An 18,267-nucleotide genomic window follows, 5' to 3' on the forward strand; every position below is an offset into this window, starting at 1 on the left:
GGGAAAGCACATGAACCAGCCGAAGCAGCAGCAGGAACCGCCGGGAACCGAGGCGCTTCTGAATCCACCGGCCGACCACGGCGAGAGCAGCTATGTCGGCTCCGGCAAGCTGAAGGACAAGGCCACCGTCATCACCGGCGGCGATAGCGGCATCGGCCGCGCCGTCGCGCTCGCCTTCGCGCGCGAAGGAGCGGACGTCCTGATTGCCTACCTCAACGAACACGAGGATGCGCGCGAAACCGCGCGCCTCGTCGAGGAAGCCGGACGCAAGGCGGTGCTGATGCCGGGCGACCTGGCCGAACCGGCCCACTGCCGCGCCATCGTCGAGCGCGCGGTGCAGGAATTCGGGCGCATCGATGTCTTGGTGAACAACGCCGCCTTCCAGATGACCCACGATTCGATCGAGGAGATTCCGGACGAGGAATGGGACTACACCTTCAAGGTCAACATCACGGCGATGTTCCACATCTGCAAGGCTGCGGTGCGCCACATGGCGCCGGGCTCCTCGATCATCAACACCACCTCGATCAATTCGGACAACCCGAAACCGACCCTGCTGGCCTACGCCACCACCAAGGGCGCGATCGCCAACTTCACCGCCGGCCTGGCCCAGCTGCTGGCAGAGAAAGGCATCCGCGTGAACTCGGTGGCGCCGGGCCCGATCTGGACCCCGCTGATCCCGGCCACCATGCCGCCCGACCAGGTCGAGAGCTTCGGCCAGCAGGTGCCGATGAAGCGCCCCGGCCAGCCGGCCGAGGTGGCGCCGGTCTACGTGCTGCTGGCTTCGAACCAGGCCAGCTACATTTCGGGGGCGCGCATCGCGGTGACGGGCGGGACCCCGATTCTGTAAGAAAGTTTAGTTGGCGCCGGCGGAGCGGCCTGCCGACGCGCTCGCGCCCGCTTCCAGCGTGAGCGATCCCGAGGCGCTTCCTTGCGCAGGAATCGGCTTGCGGGCGCCGGCGGCCGATCCCGTCCCCGAGCTGCTCATGTCGCCGCTACCGGAAAGACTGCCGGAGGTCGCCAGCGCACCCGACGCCGACCCGATTGCGCCTTCAGACGCCGATTGCGCGTTGGCCGCGCCCTGGCGCGAGCGCTCCGCCAGCGTCGCCACCCCGCCCTGCACGGCGGCGCCTCCACTGCCTGCCGCTTCCGAAGCGGAGGTTCGCAGCTCGCCAGCTTTGTCTGCCGCCATACCACCGGCCGCCCGCACCCGCTCGACACCACGGCCGGCGATGGCGGATGCCGGACGCGCCATGTCCGCATCCAGGCGGCCGCTGCCGCGCAGCATGCTTGAACCTTCGATGCCGCCCATACGGCCCATGCCGCCCCCGCCGATCATGCCGCCCACGGAGCCTCCCAGGCCGCCGCCACCGCCGAGCAACTGGGCATGGGCGGAAGCAGCAACACCCAGCGACAGGGCAATGGCGAGCTGTTGAACGATTTTGTTGGCTTTCATGGTGTTCTCCTTGTCAGTGGCGCGAACCTGTTTCGCGGCCGATACAAGGAGAACGACGGGCCGAAGCGATTTATTCCATCAGCGCAAAAAAATATTTAGCGCAGTCGGGCCGGATCGATGCGGAGGTCCGCGCCAAGTACGCCGTGGCCGACCACATTGCTGATCTCGCCCTGGCCGCCTGCGCCGGCGACACGCACCAGTGTGTCCAGTGCCCGCCGCGCCGCCTGCCGGTCTGGCGACGGCAGTTCGCGGGCCAGCAGCGCCGCCACGATCGGCGCCGCATATGAAGTACCGCGCACCTGCCGGTAAGGCGGACTGCCGGGCACGGCGCTGACCATCTGGCTGCCGGGCGCCGCGAACATGACCTGGGGACCGCGCCCGGCTTCCGGCAATACCTGGCCGCGCCGGTCGACGCCGGTCACCCCGACCACGCCCGGATAGCTGGCCGGGTACAACGGCGGCGCGGCCGGGCCGTCGTTGCCGACTGCGGCAACCAGCAGGTGTCCACGTGCCAGCATGGCTTCGACCGCACGCGCCAGCGCCGCATTGCGCGGACCAACCAGGCTGATGTTAACGACGCCGACGCCTTCACGCGCCAGCCAGCCCAGAGCCGCGACGAGGCGATCGACCGAGCCCCCGGCCGGGTCGTCGCAATACACGTCGGCTGCGAACAGGCTGGCGCCGGGCGCCGCGCCGCTGAAGCGCTCGGACTGGCCGACCATCAGCGCGGCGACTGCAGTGCCGTGGGGCGCCGGGTGCGCCGCGCCGCCGCATCCCCAGCGCTGCAGCTTGCTGTCTTCGAATACCGGGTGCGAGGCGTCGACGCCGCTGTCCACAAGGCCGACCCGCACAGCCGACCCGCCACGCGGGCTGGCGGAAGGCGCCGCGGCGCCGGAGCCCGCACCCGCGCCGCCGCCGCCCGCATAGACATGGTTGAAGTCATACACGCCATCCGGGTCGGCCGCCCGCAAGACAGGCAGGAGGCCGACGGTGCGCTGGCCGGCCGCGCCGCGCAACACCACCAGGCGCTGGCCCAGCTCCGGCTGCGCCTCGTCGCGCACGATCGACAGGCCCGCCGCCGCGGCCGCCTGCAACCCGGCCTCACCGGGCGACCAGGCCAGGATCTCGCCACGCACCGCCACGTTCCCGGCCGTATCCATCTCGAACCGGTCCGGATACCGCGCCACCAGGGCCGCCAGGCCCTCGAGCCGCAATCGGCCGAGGTCTGCCAGTGGCGCCCGGTCGAGCAGGCGCCCGATCGGCGCCTGGAGTGCGCCCGTGCCGAGCGGGCCGATCCGATCCGGCAGAGGCAAGGAAGGCAGGGACGGCAAGCCCAGTTGCGCGTGGGCGGGAAATGCCCCGCCAAGGACGGTGGCGGCAAGCAGCAGATGGAGCGGTTTCATGGGTTGATCATATATCATGCGAATTGACGACACTGCGGATATGAAATAAACGATCGGCGCATGGAAGAAAATCCCTCCGCCGCACGTTTACCTGAAAACACACGACCCATGCTGGCTAGCGAACTCTCCTCCCTGTTGCCGCGAATGCGACGTTTTGCGCGCTCGCTGACCTACCATCGCGAAGACGCGGACGATTTGGTCCAGGTCGCGATGGAGCGGGCGCTCGGCCGCAGCGAACAGTGGACGCCCGGCACGCGGCTCGACAGCTGGGTGTTCCGCATCATGAAGAACGCCTGGATCGATGAAGTGCGCAGCCGCATGCGGCGCGACGAGCTGTTCGTGCCCGAAGAAGCGGGCGAGCACGTCGGCGACGATTTCGCCCACGCGCACCAGCAGCGGCTCGCGATCCAGAAAGCGGTGAGCCTGCTGAGCGAGGAGCACCGGCTGGTGGTGGGCCTGGTGCTGGTGGACGGCATGTCGTACAAGGATGCGGCCGAGGTGCTCGAGATTCCGGTCGGCACCCTGACCAGCCGGCTGGCCCGCGCCCGCGAGGCCCTGCAACAGATCCTGTCCGATCCAAGGAAAGCACAAGCATGAATTACGACGACGACACCCTGATGGCCTATGCGGACGGCGAACTCGATCCGGCACAGCGCGCGGCGATCGCCGAGGCGATCCGGACCGACCCCACACTGGCGGCGGCGGTGGCGCGCCACCAGGCCCTGCGCCAGGACGTGTTTGCCGCCTTCGCCGGCACGCTCGACGAGCCGGTGCCGCAGCGCCTGCAAGCGCCGGCTCCTGCCCGGGTCCACGATTTCGCCGCAGCGCAGGCGAGCCGGGCAGCTTCACGCCAGCAGGCCGCGCCAGTCCCGCGCGCCACCAGCTGGACGCGCTGGGGCGGCCTGGCCGCCGCGCTCATCGTGGGCGTGCTGGCGGGAAGCCTCGGTAGTGGCGGTCTCAAGGAGCGACCGGGCCTGCCCCTGGCGCAGGGGCCCGGGGGCGAACTCAGCGCCACCGGTCGCCTCGCCCAGGCCCTCGACCGGCAGCTGGCGCGCGAGCCCGGCGACACCGGCGTACAGGTGGGCCTGAGCTTCGCGTCGAGCCGGGGAAGCTATTGCCGCACGTTCCGGATGGGGGCCAGCGCCGGCCTGGCCTGCCGCGAAGGCGGCGCCTGGCGCATCCCCGTGCTCGCCGCCGACGCACCGCAGGCCGGCGAATACCGCCAGGCGGCCGCCGCGATGCCGGCGGCGGTGCTCGATGCGGTGGACACGCTCATCGTCGGCGCCACCCTCGATGCCGATGCCGAACGGGCGGTGCGCGAGCGCGGCTGGGAGCGTGCCCCGGCAACGCCCCAGTGAATAACTTACCAAGTCAGCAGTTAGCTGTTAAGCTTCGGAGATTCACGCAGTACAGATCCAGCGCAAGGAACCCAAGGCAACGTCCCGCCGCATGAAGACCCGCACCTACCTCTTCCTGATGGCGGCCGCCATCCTGATCCCGGTCGCGCTCGCGTTCTGGATCGGCGTGTCGATGCTGCTCGACTGGGAGCGCGAATCGCGCATCCACCGGGTCCAGGAAACGGCGCGCGCCACCGCGCTGCTGGTCGACCGCGAACTGGCCGTCAAGGAAGCCCTGCTGCGCGTCATCGCCCATTCCGAAGCCTTGGGCGACGCGAACTATGCGCGCGTCTATCGCCTTGCCACGCGCCTCAACGGCAACGATCCGCTGTCCTGGAACACCCTGGTCGACGACCAGCACCGGATCATCTTCAATACCCTCAAGCCCTACGGCACCGAGCTGAGCGCTCGACGCCTGGCCTATGTCGACGAGGTGCTGGGCACGGGACGGACCAGGGTCTCGGGCAATTTCGTCGGGTCCACCTCGCAGCGCCCGGTGGTCTCGGTCGACGTGCCCTCGCCGCCCGGCCCGGGCCGCCGCTACGTGATCAGCCAGATCTTCGATGCCCGCTATTTCGACCGGGTGTTCGCCAACAGCGCGCTCGACAAGGGCTGGCTGGTCGGCATCTTCGACAAGAATGGCGTTACCATTGCCCGCAACACTGGCCAGCACGCGGCCGGCAAGCCGATGCACCCGGAAATGCGGGTCGCTGCCCAGCATGCCGGCAGCGGCGTGCTGCGCCACACCACCCACGAGGGTACCGAGGTCTACGGCGTCTACACGCGCTCCGCCGTCAGCGGCTGGACCATCGTGATTGGCGTGCCGGTGGCCGACATCGAATCGGCCGCGCGCACCGCCGCCACCTATGCCACCGTGGCCCTGATCCTCCTGATGGGCATGGCCGTCCTGATCGCCGTCTTCTTCGGCAACAAGCTGTCGGCGGCCCTGCAGCAGGCCGGCAGCGTCGCCAATTCGCTGGCGCGCGGCGCCATCGCCAAGCCGCGCCCGACCAAGGTCGACGAAGTCGACGCCCTGCTCGACGGCCTGCACTACACCAGCGAAGCCCTGTCGCGCGAGAGCGCGGCGCGCCAGGCGCTGCAGTACGAGCGCGAGCAGCTCCTGGTGAGCGAACAGCGTGCCCGCCGCGTGGCCGAGGCCCAGAGCCGGGCCAAGGACAACTTCCTGGCCATGCTGGGCCACGAACTGCGCAACCCGCTGGCCGCGATCTCCGGCGCCATGAGCGTGCTCGACATGCCGAACGTGAAACCGGAACTGGCCGCCAACGCGCGCGAGATCAGCCGGCGCCAGATGCGCCACCTGACCCGTATCGTGGACGACCTGCTGGATGTGCAGCGCATCCTGTCGGGGAAGATCGTGCTGCAGCGCGCGCCGGTCAACCTGGGCGAGGTGCTGCGCTCCTGCATGGAAGCCAAGCGCCTGGTGGACGCCGGCAACCACCATTGGGAAGCCGATCTGGCGCCGGCCTGGGTCGAGGGCGACCGCACCCGCCTCGAGCAGATCGTCGACAACCTGCTGCACAACGCCATCAAGTACACCCCGGCCGGCGGCAGCATCGCGGTCCGCTGCACGACCAGCGGCGGCAAGGAGGTCGTGGTCGAGGTCAGCGATACCGGCGTCGGCCTGGCGCCGGAACTGCTGCCGGTCATCTTCGACGTGCTGGTGCAGGGCCCGACCAGCATCGACCGCGCCCAGGGCGGCCTGGGGCTCGGCCTGGCCCTGGTCAAGGAACTCAGCGCGCTGCATGGCGGCCGCGTCTCGGTGCACAGCGCCGGCCACGGCCAGGGCTGCACCTTCACCCTGGTGTTCCCACTTATCGAAACGCCTGTGGCGCAGGCCGAGGCAGCCGTTGCGCCGCGGGCCACGCTCGACCCGGCCTGAGCGGCCTGTAAAAAATCGGCGGCCGTCCCCATCTGCCCTGCATCGGAGCGGATTGGAATACCAGCCATGCGAATCTTCCTGCGCAGCCTGTTGATTGCCGTCGTCCTGCTTGCAGCCTGGGGCCTGCTCGGACCCTGGCTGCGCCATGCCGTCTACGCCATGCGGCTGGCCGCGATGCCGGCGCCTTCCGTGCTGGCGATGCCCGTGAATGGCGTGCGCCCGCGCGAGCTGCGCGACACCTGGCACGCTAGCCGCAGCGAAGGCCGCCGCCATGAAGGAATCGATATCTTCGCCAGGCGCGGCACGGCGGTGCGCGCCGCCACCGAGGGCATCGTGCTGCGGGTCGGGACCAACCGGCTCGGCGGCCAGGTGGTGTGGGTGCTGGGACCGGGCGGGCAACGCCACTACTATGCCCACCTCGACAGCTATTCCGACGTGGCGCCGGGCATGCGGGTGGAGCAAGGACGGGTGCTGGGCTACGTCGGCAATACCGGGAATGCACGCAGCACGCCGCCGCACCTGCACTACGGCGTGTACGGCATGGAGGGACCTGTCAATCCCTATCCGCTGCTCAAGCCGTAGCAGGTCCTGGCGCTCATTGACCGCGCTTCGGCGTACGGCTTAACGCGTCTGCGCGATCCAGCGTTTAACGTCCGTATCGACGACGGCCAGCGGGCGGCTCCCGCCTCCCAGGATCACCGCATGAAATGCCGGCAGGCTGAATTTGGCGCCGAGCGCTTGCTGCGCCTCGCGCCGCAATTCGGCGATTTTCAGGCCGCCGATTTTGTACGCCAAGGCCTGGCCCGGCCACGCCATGTAGCGTTCGACCGCATTGGTCGCCACCGCCTCGGTGTAGCCATTGGTCTCCATGAGATAGCTAATGGCCTGCTCTCGCGTCCAGCCCTTGGCATGCAGGCCCGTATCGACGACCAGGCGCGCTGCGCGCAGCAGTTCGTCATTCAAATGGCCGAAATACTGATCCGGCTTGTCGTACAAGCCCATCTCCTTGCCCAGCGATTCCGCATACAAGGCCCAGCCTTCCGCAAAGGCCGACTGCAAGGCGAACTTGCGGAAGTCCGGAAGCGACAGTTCCTGCTGCAGGGCCAGCTGGAAATGATGGCCAGGACTTCCCTCATGCAGCAGCAGCGTGGTCATCTTGGTGCTCTGATACTGTGTCGGGTCATTCACGACAGACCAGAAAATACCTGGACGTTTGCCATCGAGGCTCGGCGGAGAATAGTGGTCCGATGCCGTGGCGCGCGTCAGTTCCGGTTCCAGGCGCTGCTCGAGCGGCGCCTTGGGACGAAGCGTGAACAGCGCAGCGAGTTTCGGTTCGACTTCCGCATTGAGCTTGCGGTACACCTCCAGGATCTCGTCGGCAGTTTTAAAGGGACGGTACTTCTCTTGCGCCCCTGCCCACTTTGCCAGTCCGGCCGGAGCCCCGGTGTACCCCATTTTTGGCCCCACCACCGCGAACTCGGCCTGGATGCGTGCGACCTCGCGCAGGCCGATCTCGTGGATTTCGTCGGGACTGAGCGTGGTCGTGGTCGATTCAGCTGCCTTGGCTTCATACCAGGCCTTACCGTTGGGGAGGGCGCCCCAGCCGGCGCTGGTGCGCGCGGCCGGCAGATAATCCTTTTCCAGGAAATCAGCCAGGCGCTGCGCAGCAGGGGTGAGCCGCTTCTCGATCTCCTGGCGATATTGCGCAGTCAGCGCGCGTTTGTCGGCCTCGGAAAAACCCGATGGCAGATTGACGATCGGCGCGTAGAACAGGTTCGCCTCAAGCGTGGGGCTGGCCAGTTTGCGATATTGGGGAATCGCGGCAATGACCAGGGCTTTCGGCAGCACGATCCCAGCCTTGATCCCGGCGCGCATGTTCACCACGGCCTGATCGAGCCAAGGCGTCAATTCCTTTAGTCGTGCCAGGAACACCCGATATTCCTGTGGCGTCGAAATCGGCTGTGACGACTGCCCATTTGCCAGGCTGGCCAGCAACAGTGGCGTCGTGAACATCATCTGGTCAACCGGCAGCAAGTGATTCGGAAACGCCCCGGCCGCGATTTCCCGCTTGAGTTCATACGCGAGAATGTCGTAGCTGGTCTGGTCCGAGGTGCCCAGCTTTGCCCGGTCCACCAGCGCCAGGCGTTTCTGCAGGGCGCGCATCGCCGCATCATGGCGGGCGCGCTGTACTGGACTGATCGCCAGGCCCAGTTTGTCGTTATAGCGCGCATCGCCCGTGAAGGTGGCGAGCAGCGGATTATTGCTGGCGACGGCGGTATAGTAGGCATCCGCCAGTTGCTTCAATTTCGCCGCGTCGGCGGTGGCGGCGGTGCTGGTCCGCGCCGGCTGCTGTGCAACTTCCGCGAGTGCAAGCGGGGCGTAAGCCAAGAGGCATGCCACGCTGATTGCGGACACGGAAAATCGCATCATGATTGCTTCCTTCAGGATAGGGATGGACAGAAATTGATACTAAGGCAATCCTGCCGATAGCGTCAACGTGCTGTTTGCTGCCCGCGCATGGGGCGTGGTGCCCCTACCTGGAGGCTGATGAGCTGCGATGAGTCCGGCCAAAACCGGAGGTCCCACTCTTGACTTAGTCTTCGTCCTCGCCGCTGGTCGGCGGCGGCGGGACGACTTCCGGCAGCGATGGCGGCGGCGCCGTCTGCACCGGGGCCGGTGGGGCTTCGACCGGCGCCGGAGCGTCCTCGATCGGGGCCGGATCCGGCACCTCGGACTCAGGGGACATGCCCTCGATCTCCAGTTCGCCCGGGCCTTCCTCGATGTATTCCTCCGGTTCCTCGGCCGGGCGCGGCGCCGGTGGACGGCCGCCCGGCAGCAGCGCGTTCGGATCGAGCCTGCCGTTGTCGAAAGCCGTCTTCATGAAGTCGCCCACCAGCAGCAGGGCGTTGTGGCCGCCCTGCCCCCAGTAGCTGCTGCGCATGCTGACGCGGTTGTCGTTGAAGCCCACCCAGGCGCCCGCCACCAGGTTCGGGTGCATCAGGATGAACCAGCCGTCGGTATTGTTCTGGGTGGTGCCGGTCTTGCCGGCGACGTCGCCGTAGATGCCGAAGCGGTAGCGCACTCCGCCTCCGGTGCCGCGGTTGACGACCCCGCGCAGCATGTCGATCAGGGTGGTGGCCGCATTCTGCGACAACACGCGCTGCGGCGCGTCCGGGGCGAAATCGGCGATGGTCTTGCCCTCGCGGTCGGTAATGCGGCGCACGAACACCGGCTTGCGGTACTCGCCCTGGGCGGCGATGGTGCTGTAGGTGCTGACCATCTCGAGCAGGGTCACGGGGCTGGTGCCGAGGGCCAGCGATGGGACCGCCGACAGCTTGCTCTGGCGGACGCCCATGCCTTGCGCCAGGCGCACGATCGGGCTGATGCCCACCTGCTGCATCACCTGGGCGGTGATGGTGTTCTTGGAGTAGACCAGGCCGTCGCGCATCGTCATCATGCCGCCGCTCGACCCTGACATGTCGGTCGGGCGCCAGACCGTGCCGCCGACCTTGATGTCCTGCACCGCGTCACGGTAGGTCTGCTCGGGCGGAATGCCGCTCTCCAGCGCGGCCGCATAGACGATCGGCTTGAAGGTCGAGCCGGGCTGGCGCGCGGCCTGCACCACGTGGTCGAACTGGTCGCGCTCGAAGCTGCGGCTGCCGACCCAGGCCCGTACTTCGCCGGAGTTGGGGTCCATCGCCACGAAACCGGCTTCCAGGCGCGACTTGGCGCTCTTCAGGTCGCGCATGAAGTTGCGGTCGCCCTTCAGGCGCTTCAAGGCATCAAGCGGCGCCTCGCCGTCTTCCACGGCGCGGCGGTATTCCCCGCTTTCGCGGACGAAGGCGTCCAGTTCGCGCGGATGCGAAGCCCAGTAATAGGCGAAGGGATTGACCTCGTCGCGCATCGACGTGTACATGCCCGCGGAAGTCGAGCGCGGCATGCCCTGATAGGCCCACTCGACGTCGGCAATCGCCTGCAGAGTATTGGACTGGCGCTCGACGGCGCGCTCGGCGGCCGCCTGCAGTTCCTGGTCCAGCGTCGTGTGCACCACCAGGCCGTCGAGCTGCAGGTCGTAGTCGTTCTCTTCGGCCCAGTCGAGCAGCCACTTGCGCACGTAGGCGGTGAAGTGGTCGTCCTTGCCGCTGCGGTCGTTCAGGCGCGCAAAGCGTACCCGCAGCGGGCGCTTGGCCAGTTGCCGGTAGCGTTCCTCGCTGAAGGCGCCGTGCTTGGCCATCTGCGACAGCACCACGTTGCGACGCGTCTTCGAGCGTTCCGGATTGGCCACCGGGTTGTAGTAATGGGTGCCCTTGAGCATGCCGACCAGCGTGGCCGCCTCCAGCACGTCCAGGCGCGCGGCCGGCTTGCCGAAATAGGTGCGCGCCGCCATCTCGATGCCGTAGGCGTTGTACAGGAAAGGCACCGTGTTGAGGTAGGCCTCGAGGATCTCGGTCTTGCTGTAGGTGTTCTCGATCTTGATCGCGGTGATCAGCTCCTTCATCTTGCGGTTCAGGCTGCGCGCGCGGCCGATCTCGTCGGGGAACATATTGCGCGCCAGCTGCTGCGTGATGGTCGAGCCGCCCTGGGCATCGCCCTTCAGGGTCGCCAACAGGGCGCCGGCGACACGGCGGAAATCGACGCCGTGGTGCTCGTAGAAGCGGTGGTCTTCGGTCGAGATCAGGGCCTTGATCACGTGCGGCGAAATCTGCGACAGCTTGACCCGTTCCTGCAGGCCCTTCTCGAAGGTGCCGAGCTCCTTGCCGTCGGCGGACAGGATCACGCTCGGGCGCGCCGTGCTGGCCTGACGCAGGTCGTCGATGCCGGGCGTGAGCGGAATCAGGAACACGAGGTAGAGGAAGAAGGCCATCAGGCCGGCCGCTGCCGTCCACATGCCAATCAGCGCGGCCTGTTCGATGCGCGAACGGTCGCGCAGGCGCGCCTGCGCCATCGAATACCCGGCCTGGGCGCGACCCCGTGCGCCCTCGAACAGGCGCCGTCCCTGGCGCCCGAGCGCCGCGCGGCGCGAGCCGTCCTGTGCATTGTTTCCCGCGCCTGGCTGGGTATCGGTCTTGTCTTCCTGTTCCACTATAGAAATCCTTACTGCGAATGCGTGTGAAGCGCCTTTGCATGTGCGCCTTGGCTATGTGGCAAGTATAGCTGACCGGGGCCGCGCCCATGGTCCGGCTTGCGCGGCGGGCTCACGCGTGCACCGGAGTGGGCTGCACCCAGCCCTGGCGCAGCAGCGGCTCGAGCCTCTGGACGGGTTCGGGGCGGCTATAGATGTGGCCCTGGACCTCGTCGCAGCCGCAGCCGCGCAGGTAGTCGAGCTGCTCCAGAGTTTCGACGCCCTCGGCGATCACCTGCATGCGCAGGCCGTGCGCCAGCGAGATGATCGCGTCCACCATCGCGGCGCCGTCGACGCTGTCGACGATGTCGCGCACGAAGGAGCGGTCGATCTTGAGCACGTCGACGGGAAAGCGCCTCAGGTAGGCCAGGCTCGAGTAGCCGGTGCCGAAATCGTCGATCGACAGCTTCACCCCCATCGCCTTCAGGCAGCGCATGGTGTCGATGGCCGATTCGACGTCGGCCATCATCACGCTTTCCGTCAGTTCGATCTCGAGCGAATCGGGCCGCAAGCCGGTCTCCTCCAGCACACCGCGCACAGTGTCCACCAGGTCGGGCTCGGAAAACTGGCGCGCCGACAGATTGACCGCCATGCGCAGCGGCCCCAGGCCCGAGCGCAGCCAGTCGACGTTCTGGCGGCAGGCCGAGCGCAGCACCCAGGCGCCGATCGGGACGATCAGGCCGGTTTCCTCGGCCAGCGCGATGAAGCGTTCCGGACGTACGGTACCGAAATGCGGGTGGCGCCAGCGGATCAGGGCTTCGGTACCGACCACCCGCCCGCTGTTCAGGCCGATCTGGGGCTGGAAATAGAGCTCGAACTGGTCGTCGCGCAGGGCCCCGCGCAGCGCCCCTTCCAGGGCCAGCCGGTCGCTGGCGTGGGCATTCATGTGCGGCGCGTAGAAGTGGACCGTGTTGCGGCCCAGCTGCTTGGTGCGGTACATCGCCATCTCGGCATGCTTGACCAGGGTTTCCGGGTCCGCGCCGTCTGCCGGATAGCCGGCGACGCCGGCGCTGGAACCGAACACCAGGGTGTGGCCCTCGACCTGCAGCGGCTCGGCCACTGCATCGCGCACCGTCTGGACCCGCGCCGCCGCCTGGCATTCGTCGGCACAGCCGGTGAGCACCAGCATGAAGTTGTCGCCGCCGACCCGCGCCGCGGTGTCGGCCTGGCGCATGGCCCCGGCGATGCGCGCCGCGATCGCGCGCAGCGCCTCGTCGCCGACGTGGCGCCCGTGCGTGTCGTTGACCAGTTTGAAGTGGTCGATGTCGAGCGCCACCGCCCACACCGGCATGCCGTCGGCGCCGGCGAGGGCGCGCTCGATGCGGTCGGCCAGCAGCGCGCGGTTGGCCAGCCCGGTGAGGGTGTCGTAGCGCGCCCGGTGCGCCAGTTCCGCTTCGTAGCGCTTGGCGACGGTGACGTCATAGGTGGTGACCACGAAATGCTCGGTCGCCCCTTCGGCATTCCGGACCGGGGCGATATACACCTCGCTGACCAGCTCGCGCCCGTCGCGCGTGGCCTGGTGCACCAGCGCGTGCGCCTTGCGGCACTCGAACAGGGCCTGGCGCAGCTCTTCCAGGCCCGGCTCGTCGCTGTCGGCGCGCGCCAGGCTGGCCAGGGGTTTGCCCACCAGTTCGCCCGGTCCATAGCCGAGGATGCGCTCGCAGGCCGGGTTGGCATACTCGACCGGATAGCCGTGACGCGTCGCGCTGATCAGGAGGATCGGGTTGGCCGCCGACTCGATGGCGCGCTGGTGCAGGCGCAACGCGCCCGCGGTCAGGGCCAGGTCGGCGGTGCGGCGCTCGACCAGCGACTCGATGCGGCGGGTGCGCGCACTGCGCTGCTGCACCAGGGCCGCGGTGGCCAGGGTCAGCACGAAGCCGTAGCCGAGGATGGACAGCGAACCCACCTGGCCGTCGAGCCGGCGCGACAGCTGCACCGCGCGCATGTCCCAGTCCGAGCCGGCCACCTGGAAGCTGCGCGTGCCCGCCATCGGTCCGCCGCCGAGCCAGCGCTCCCAGGCCGGCTGTGGCTGCGGCACGCCGGGATGGCTGAACACGGCCACGCGCCGGCCTGCGGCGTCGCGCCCGTACAGCGTCAGTGCATAGGCGCCGTCGCTTAGCAAGCGCGCGGTTTCCAGGCTGCCGCCGGCAAGCTGGCCGGCATCGATCACCACGGCGGTGACGCCGAGCGCCGCCGCCCGGCGTCCCGCCACACTGGTGAGCTCGGCGCCGGGGCGGTAAACCGGCATCGAGACCAGCACGCCGCGCAGCGCACCGTTGCCCTGGACCAGGCGCAGCACCGGGCTGGCGGTCGGCTCGCCGCTGTCGATCGCCTGCTGGATCGAGCCGCGCTGCTCGCCGATTTCCCAGGCGTCGAGGCCGAACACGCCGCCGTTTTCCATGATCGGCACCACGTAATCGATGACCAGGTAGCGCGGCCGCGGTCCGGCCGGCGCCAGTGCGCCGCGGCTGCGCTCGAGGATCGTGAAGCCGGGCCAGAAGCGCTTGCGCGCCGCCTCGAAGGCGGGACGCTCGGCGGCGCTGACGAAACGCTGGTATTCGAGGGCGGTGAGATAGCCGTTACCCGCGCCGAGCGGCTGGGCAAACGCGTCGAAGGCGTCGCGCGACACCTCGCCCTTGCCGGCTGCGAACAGCAGGTTGAGCGAGCGCAGGTCGTGCACGGCATTGCCGAAGGCGCGCGTGATGGCTGCCGAGCGCACTGCCGCGCCCTGCTCGAAATCGGCGCGCGCGCTCTCCGCCTCCAGCTGGCGCGCCACGCCGAACAGGACAGCCGTCAGCGCGAAGCCGGCCAGCGAGGTCGCCACGGCAGCGCGCGACACGGTGCGCCGCCGCTGGAACAGCGGATGGGCGAACAGCCGATTCATGCCGCCTATCCTAACGCAAGCCGGCCTGGGTCGCGCCACGTTTCGGCTGCGCAAAGGCCGGGGCCGCCAGCGCCGCGCCTGCTGGCGGCCCGGTTTTCCGCTATGATCGCGCCATGTCCGAAAATCCTGTCCCCACTCCCGGCAAGCAGCCCCAAACGCCTTCGGAAAGTCAGCAGCCGATGCGTGTGCTGCGCCAGTTCCGCATCGTCTTCAATGCCGTCAAGAGCCACTTCCGCCAGGTCGAGCGCGAAGCCGGCGTCGGCGGCGCCCAGCTGTGGGCGCTCTCGGTGATCGAGCAACATCCGGGCATCGGGGCCACCGGGCTGGCGCGCGAACTGGACATCCACCAGTCCACCGCCAGCAACCTGGTGCGCGCCCTGGTCGAACGCGGCTACGTGACCGGCAGCCGCGAAGGCGCCGACCGCCGTACCGTCGCGCTGCACGTGCAGCCGGCGGGACGCGAAGTGCTGCAGCGTGCGCCGATGCCTTTCGCCGGCGTGCTGCCGGACGCGCTGGCCAGCCTCGATCCGGCCACGCTGGCGCAGCTCGAAAGCAACCTCGATCAGCTCATCGCGGAGCTGGGCGCCGACGACGAGGCGGGCAGCGTGCCGCTGGCCCAGCTTTAATCCTGGCTCAAGGGCTTTCGAAGATCTCGCTGGCGAAGCGCGCCAGATCGTTCATGCCGCCGCCCGCCGCCAGGTGGCGGCGCAGGAGGCCGGCCTGGCCGCCGTCCGTCATCAGGTCTTCGATTACCGCTTTCGCTTCGGCGAAACCAGGGTCGGTCGAGCGCCGTCCCAGGCGCTCCAGGTCGGCCCGGATCACCTCCGCCACCGGCGCCGCCGTCCCGGTCTCGGGATCGATCCAGCTGGCCTCGACCCCGTCGCGCGCCGCGTTGAAGCGGTTCCAGGTGTACAGCTCGCGGCTGCCATTGGACGGCCAGGCGCCCGGCTGGTCCGCGAACTCGAGGCACAGCTCGCGCGCATAGGAGGCGAGCGCGGCGGCGTACACGGGTTTGAGCGGCGTATCCAGCACGCGCAGCTCGATCGTGCCGTACTCGGGCTTGGGCCGCACGTCCCAGTAGAAATCCTTGATGCTGTTGACGATCCCGAAACCGGCCAGGCGGTCGAAATAGTCGCGGAAATCCTGCCAGCTGCGGAATTCCGATGGCTGGATTCCGCTCATCGGGAAGGCGCCGACCACGTTGCTGCGCGAACTGCAGAAGCCCGACACCTCGCCCTGCCAGCAGGGCGAATTGCTCGACAGCGCGATGAACAGCGGCGCGCGCTGGGTCAGCCAGGCGCACAGGCGCACCGCCTCGTCGGCGCTGCCGGCGCCGATGTGCACGTGCATGCCGAACACGGTGAACAGCTTGGCCAGGTAGCCGTACTTGCGCTCGGACTCGAAGTAGCGTTCCTTGGGATAGATGCGCTGTTCGTTCCAGCGCTGGAACGGGTGGGCCCCACCGCCCGAGACCGAAGCGCCAACTTCAAATGCGGCGCGCTGGACGGTCGAGCGGATGTGCTCGAGCTGCTCGCGCGCCTCGCCATAGGAATTCAGGATCGAGGTCGCCACTTCCAGCATCGAGGTGGTGATCTCCGGGGTGTGGACCCAGGGCTTGTCGTGCTTGTCGAGCACGCGCAGGATATCGGGCGCGGCCGGGAACAGGTCGTAGGTCAGCCGGTCGAGCACCATCAGCTCCAGCTCGATGCCGATGGTGCCCACGGTCGAGGCGCTGAAGTCCGGCAGGAAGGCCGGGCCCTTGCCCGACACCGCCTGGGCCTGGGCTTCTTCTTTACTCATGGCGCTCATTCCCGCCCTCCTTCCGGATTCACACGTTGATAGGTTTCGCCGGCCATGCGCAGCCCGAGCCAGGTCAGGCCGGGCGCCAGCAGTACGTTCAGGGCCAGCAGCGCGCCCATCAGCTCGGTGGACACCTGGTCCAGGCCGGTATAGGCATTGAGCGTGGTGTCGACCACCAATCCGCCGTAGCTGACCAGCGAGCACATGGTGAGCGCCATCGCATGCTTCTTGTTGCGGTCCCAGGCCGTGGCAGGCATCAGGGCGGCGCGGGTGGCGAGGATGCGCACCGCGAACACGGCCAGCGCGGCCAGCAGGGTCCATCCCCTGACGAGCTGCTGCAGGTCGACCAGTGCGGCCGACATCAGGAACAGCAGCACGTAGCCGATGTCCTGGGCAGTTGCCAGCTGGGCCTGGAACACGTTATCGCGCCGCTCGGCGTTGCGCAGCAGCAGACCCATCAGCAGCAGCGACAGCAGCGAACTCGAGGCCGACACCGAGCACAGGCCCAGGTCGATCAGGAGCGCCGCCAGCAGCATGCCGGGACGCATGGTGGCCGGCACCTTGCACAGCCGGGTGGCCGCGGCATACAGGCCATAGGAGAGCAGCGCGATCGCCGCGCCCAGCACCAGCTTGCCGCCCTGGCGTAGCAGTTCATCGCCGAAGCTGCCGCCGGCGTCGAGGCCGTGGCTGCGGGTCCAGGCCATGGTCACGGCCAGCACCAGCAAGGCGACCAGGCTGCTCAGCCCGACCATGTTGGCGGTGGCAAAGGTGCTGGTGCCGCTCGCATTTTCGTCGGCCGCCATGGAATTGACGATCACCGGGTTCACCGCGATCAGGATCGAGGCGATGAAGATGGCGGCGCCCCAGGGCAGGCCAAGCAGGCGCAGCGTCACGGCGACCGCCACCAGGCGCGCCAGCGTGGCCAGCAGGAGGCTGCCGCCCTGGCGCCCGCTGCGCAGCAGCCAGGCCAGGTCCATCTTGCGGCCGACCTCGAACAGCACCAGCGCCGAGGCGGCGTTCAGCAGTTCCTGGAACTGGGCCAGCAGCGGACGGTCGATCAGGTTGCCGCCGGTGGCGCCCAGCAGCAGTCCTGCGATCACGGCGCCGTACAGCTTGGGCACCTTGAAGCGCTGCAGCAGCATGCCGAGCACCAGGGCCAGCATCAGGCCGGCGCCCAGCACCGCGAGCGGCGACAGCAGCCACAGGGGCGTACTCAGTTCGTCATTCATGGCGCGCCTCCCATGCATGGGCGATCCGGCCCAGCTCGCGCTCGATCAGGGCCGCACGCGCTTTCGCGTTGTCCTGGGCGCGCGGGCCTGCCTCCGGCGGCAGCTCGCTCGTAATGCGGCCGCGCACGATGCCGCCTTCGTCGCGCAGCGGAATCCACAGCTGGCCGTTGACCGCCGCCCCTTCGCGCCAGACGGCGAGGAACTTGGCGCCGGTGCGGTCGCCCGAAATCGCGGGTTCCACCAGCGTGAAGGGACGCAGCCACTCGGCTTGCGGGAAGCGGCGCGCCAGCAGTACCTGCATCGCGCTGCGCTGTTCGAGGCGCGCGTCGTCGCGCGAATATGGCAGGTGCAGCTGGGCCTGGCCGAGGCCGGCGCTGCGCATGCCCAGGCAGGCGCCATCGGCCACCCAGCGCCAAACGTCACCATCCAGCGCGCGCGGCTTGCCGTTGGTCGTGTCGAGCCAGGCCGTCATCAGCGGCGTGCGCGCAGGCGCCGGATTCGCCGCATCCACGGTGCGCACGGCCTCGATCACGTCCTTCCAGTGTCCGAGCTGCCAGTTGCGGGTCGGCAGCCGGTCGGATGGGCGCCAGCGCCACAGCACGGCCGACCAGCGGCCGTCCGGCTGGCGCCAGACCATCCCGGCGTGTTCGACGCCGTTGTACTGGACCTGCAGCGACTGCCCGGTCCAGCTGCCGGACCAGGGCCGCAGCACGGCGCGCGCACCCAGCCCGAGGCGGTGCCAGGCAATGGCGGCGCTCGGCAGGCATGTATTTGGTGCGTCCGGGATGTCCTGCCAGTACAGCATCTCGACGCGCTGGCTCCAGGCGCATTGGCGCAGCGTCGGCGCGCCCATGGCGCCCAGCACCGGATCGGCGGCGCTGCTGCAGTCGCCCGCGCGCGCGCCGCTCAGGCGCTCGAAGTCGGCCGACGCCGGGAGCGCGGGTCTGGCAGGCTTGCCGGCAGCCTGGGCCGCGGCCGCGCACAGGGCGAGCGCGCCTGCAAGAATGGGAATGACGATCCGGGATACTGCGGTCGTCGGTGGGAACTGTGGGTTCAAGTTTCCTCCGGTGGGGCGC

14 protein-coding genes are annotated in these 18,267 nt (G+C 68.7%); 6 read left to right on the plus strand and 8 right to left on the minus strand.

The genetic code is table 11. The features are described 5' to 3' along the window. Nucleotides 1-10: 10 nt before the first annotated feature. Complete coding sequence (locus tag GV068_RS09095) at nucleotides 11-850, plus strand: SDR family oxidoreductase (RefSeq protein ID WP_159697014.1); 840 nt, start codon at nucleotides 11-13, stop codon at nucleotides 848-850. A 6-nt stretch (nucleotides 851-856) separates the two neighbouring features. Here GV068_RS09095 and GV068_RS09100 read toward each other — a convergent pair whose 3' ends face one another. Beyond that, nucleotides 857-1,456 carry a hypothetical protein gene (locus tag GV068_RS09100; RefSeq protein WP_159697015.1) on the minus strand — a complete coding sequence of 200 codons (600 nt, stop codon included), beginning with the start codon at nucleotides 1,454-1,456 and terminating at the stop codon, nucleotides 857-859. A 95-nt stretch (nucleotides 1,457-1,551) separates the two neighbouring features. After that, on the minus strand, nucleotides 1,552-2,859 hold the full coding sequence (locus tag GV068_RS09105; protein ID WP_159697016.1) for a S8 family serine peptidase: 1,308 nt from the start codon (nucleotides 2,857-2,859) through the stop codon (nucleotides 1,552-1,554). A 108-nt stretch (nucleotides 2,860-2,967) separates the two neighbouring features. Between GV068_RS09105 and GV068_RS09110 the strand changes: the two genes are divergently transcribed. From GV068_RS09110 to GV068_RS09125, 4 genes are all read left to right on the plus strand, one after another. After that, nucleotides 2,968-3,456: an RNA polymerase sigma factor gene (locus tag GV068_RS09110; RefSeq protein ID WP_201303372.1), complete on the plus strand. Its 489-nt coding sequence runs from the start codon at nucleotides 2,968-2,970 to the stop codon at nucleotides 3,454-3,456. Then, a complete protein-coding gene (locus tag GV068_RS09115; protein ID WP_159697018.1) occupies nucleotides 3,453-4,217 on the plus strand; it encodes an anti-sigma factor in 765 nt (254 codons plus the stop codon). The genes GV068_RS09110 and GV068_RS09115 overlap by 4 nt, the downstream gene beginning before the upstream one ends. Nucleotides 4,218-4,308: 91 nt before the next feature. After that, nucleotides 4,309-6,156, plus strand: coding sequence for a sensor histidine kinase (locus GV068_RS09120; protein ID WP_159697019.1), 1,848 nt, complete (start codon nucleotides 4,309-4,311; stop codon nucleotides 6,154-6,156). A 66-nt stretch (nucleotides 6,157-6,222) separates the two neighbouring features. After that, nucleotides 6,223-6,738, plus strand: a complete 516-nt coding sequence (locus GV068_RS09125) for a M23 family metallopeptidase (protein ID WP_159697020.1) — start codon at nucleotides 6,223-6,225, stop codon at nucleotides 6,736-6,738. Nucleotides 6,739-6,777: 39 nt separating this feature from the next. Here GV068_RS09125 and GV068_RS09130 read toward each other — a convergent pair whose 3' ends face one another. From GV068_RS09130 to GV068_RS09140, 3 genes are all read right to left on the minus strand, one after another. After that, nucleotides 6,778-8,586, minus strand: a complete 1,809-nt coding sequence (locus GV068_RS09130) for a DUF885 family protein (RefSeq protein ID WP_308637064.1) — start codon at nucleotides 8,584-8,586, stop codon at nucleotides 6,778-6,780. Nucleotides 8,587-8,749: 163 nt separating this feature from the next. Then, nucleotides 8,750-11,239: a penicillin-binding protein 1A gene (locus tag GV068_RS09135; RefSeq protein ID WP_159697021.1), complete on the minus strand. Its 2,490-nt coding sequence runs from the start codon at nucleotides 11,237-11,239 to the stop codon at nucleotides 8,750-8,752. A gap of 112 nt (nucleotides 11,240-11,351) precedes the next feature. Continuing rightward, nucleotides 11,352-14,162: an EAL domain-containing protein gene (locus tag GV068_RS09140; RefSeq protein ID WP_159697022.1), complete on the minus strand. Its 2,811-nt coding sequence runs from the start codon at nucleotides 14,160-14,162 to the stop codon at nucleotides 11,352-11,354. A 113-nt stretch (nucleotides 14,163-14,275) separates the two neighbouring features. Here GV068_RS09140 and GV068_RS09145 point away from each other — a divergent pair, with 113 nt between their 5' ends. Then, nucleotides 14,276-14,788 (plus strand): MarR family winged helix-turn-helix transcriptional regulator, encoded by a 513-nt coding sequence (locus GV068_RS09145; protein WP_159697023.1) that lies wholly within the window; start codon nucleotides 14,276-14,278, stop codon nucleotides 14,786-14,788. A gap of 7 nt (nucleotides 14,789-14,795) precedes the next feature. Here the strand turns inward: GV068_RS09145 and GV068_RS09150 are convergent, their stop codons facing one another. From GV068_RS09150 to GV068_RS09160, 3 genes are read right to left on the minus strand one after another with little or no spacing between them, the layout of a single operon-like run. Then, nucleotides 14,796-15,971, minus strand: a complete 1,176-nt coding sequence (locus GV068_RS09150; protein WP_229463954.1) for a YbdK family carboxylate-amine ligase — start codon at nucleotides 15,969-15,971, stop codon at nucleotides 14,796-14,798. Further along, entirely contained in the window at nucleotides 15,968-17,191 is a 1,224-nt protein-coding gene (locus GV068_RS09155) for a cation:proton antiporter (RefSeq protein WP_159697024.1), read from the minus strand. The genes GV068_RS09150 and GV068_RS09155 overlap by 4 nt, the downstream gene beginning before the upstream one ends. Then, complete coding sequence (locus tag GV068_RS09160) at nucleotides 17,184-18,248, minus strand: hypothetical protein (RefSeq protein WP_159697025.1); 1,065 nt, start codon at nucleotides 18,246-18,248, stop codon at nucleotides 17,184-17,186. Before GV068_RS09160 ends, GV068_RS09155 begins: the two co-directional genes overlap by 8 nt. Nucleotides 18,249-18,267: the final 19 nt, after the last annotated feature.

Origin of the sequence: Massilia sp. 9I (assembly GCF_902506415.1) — a bacterium.
Taxonomy (GTDB): Bacteria; Pseudomonadota; Gammaproteobacteria; order Burkholderiales; family Burkholderiaceae_D; genus Telluria.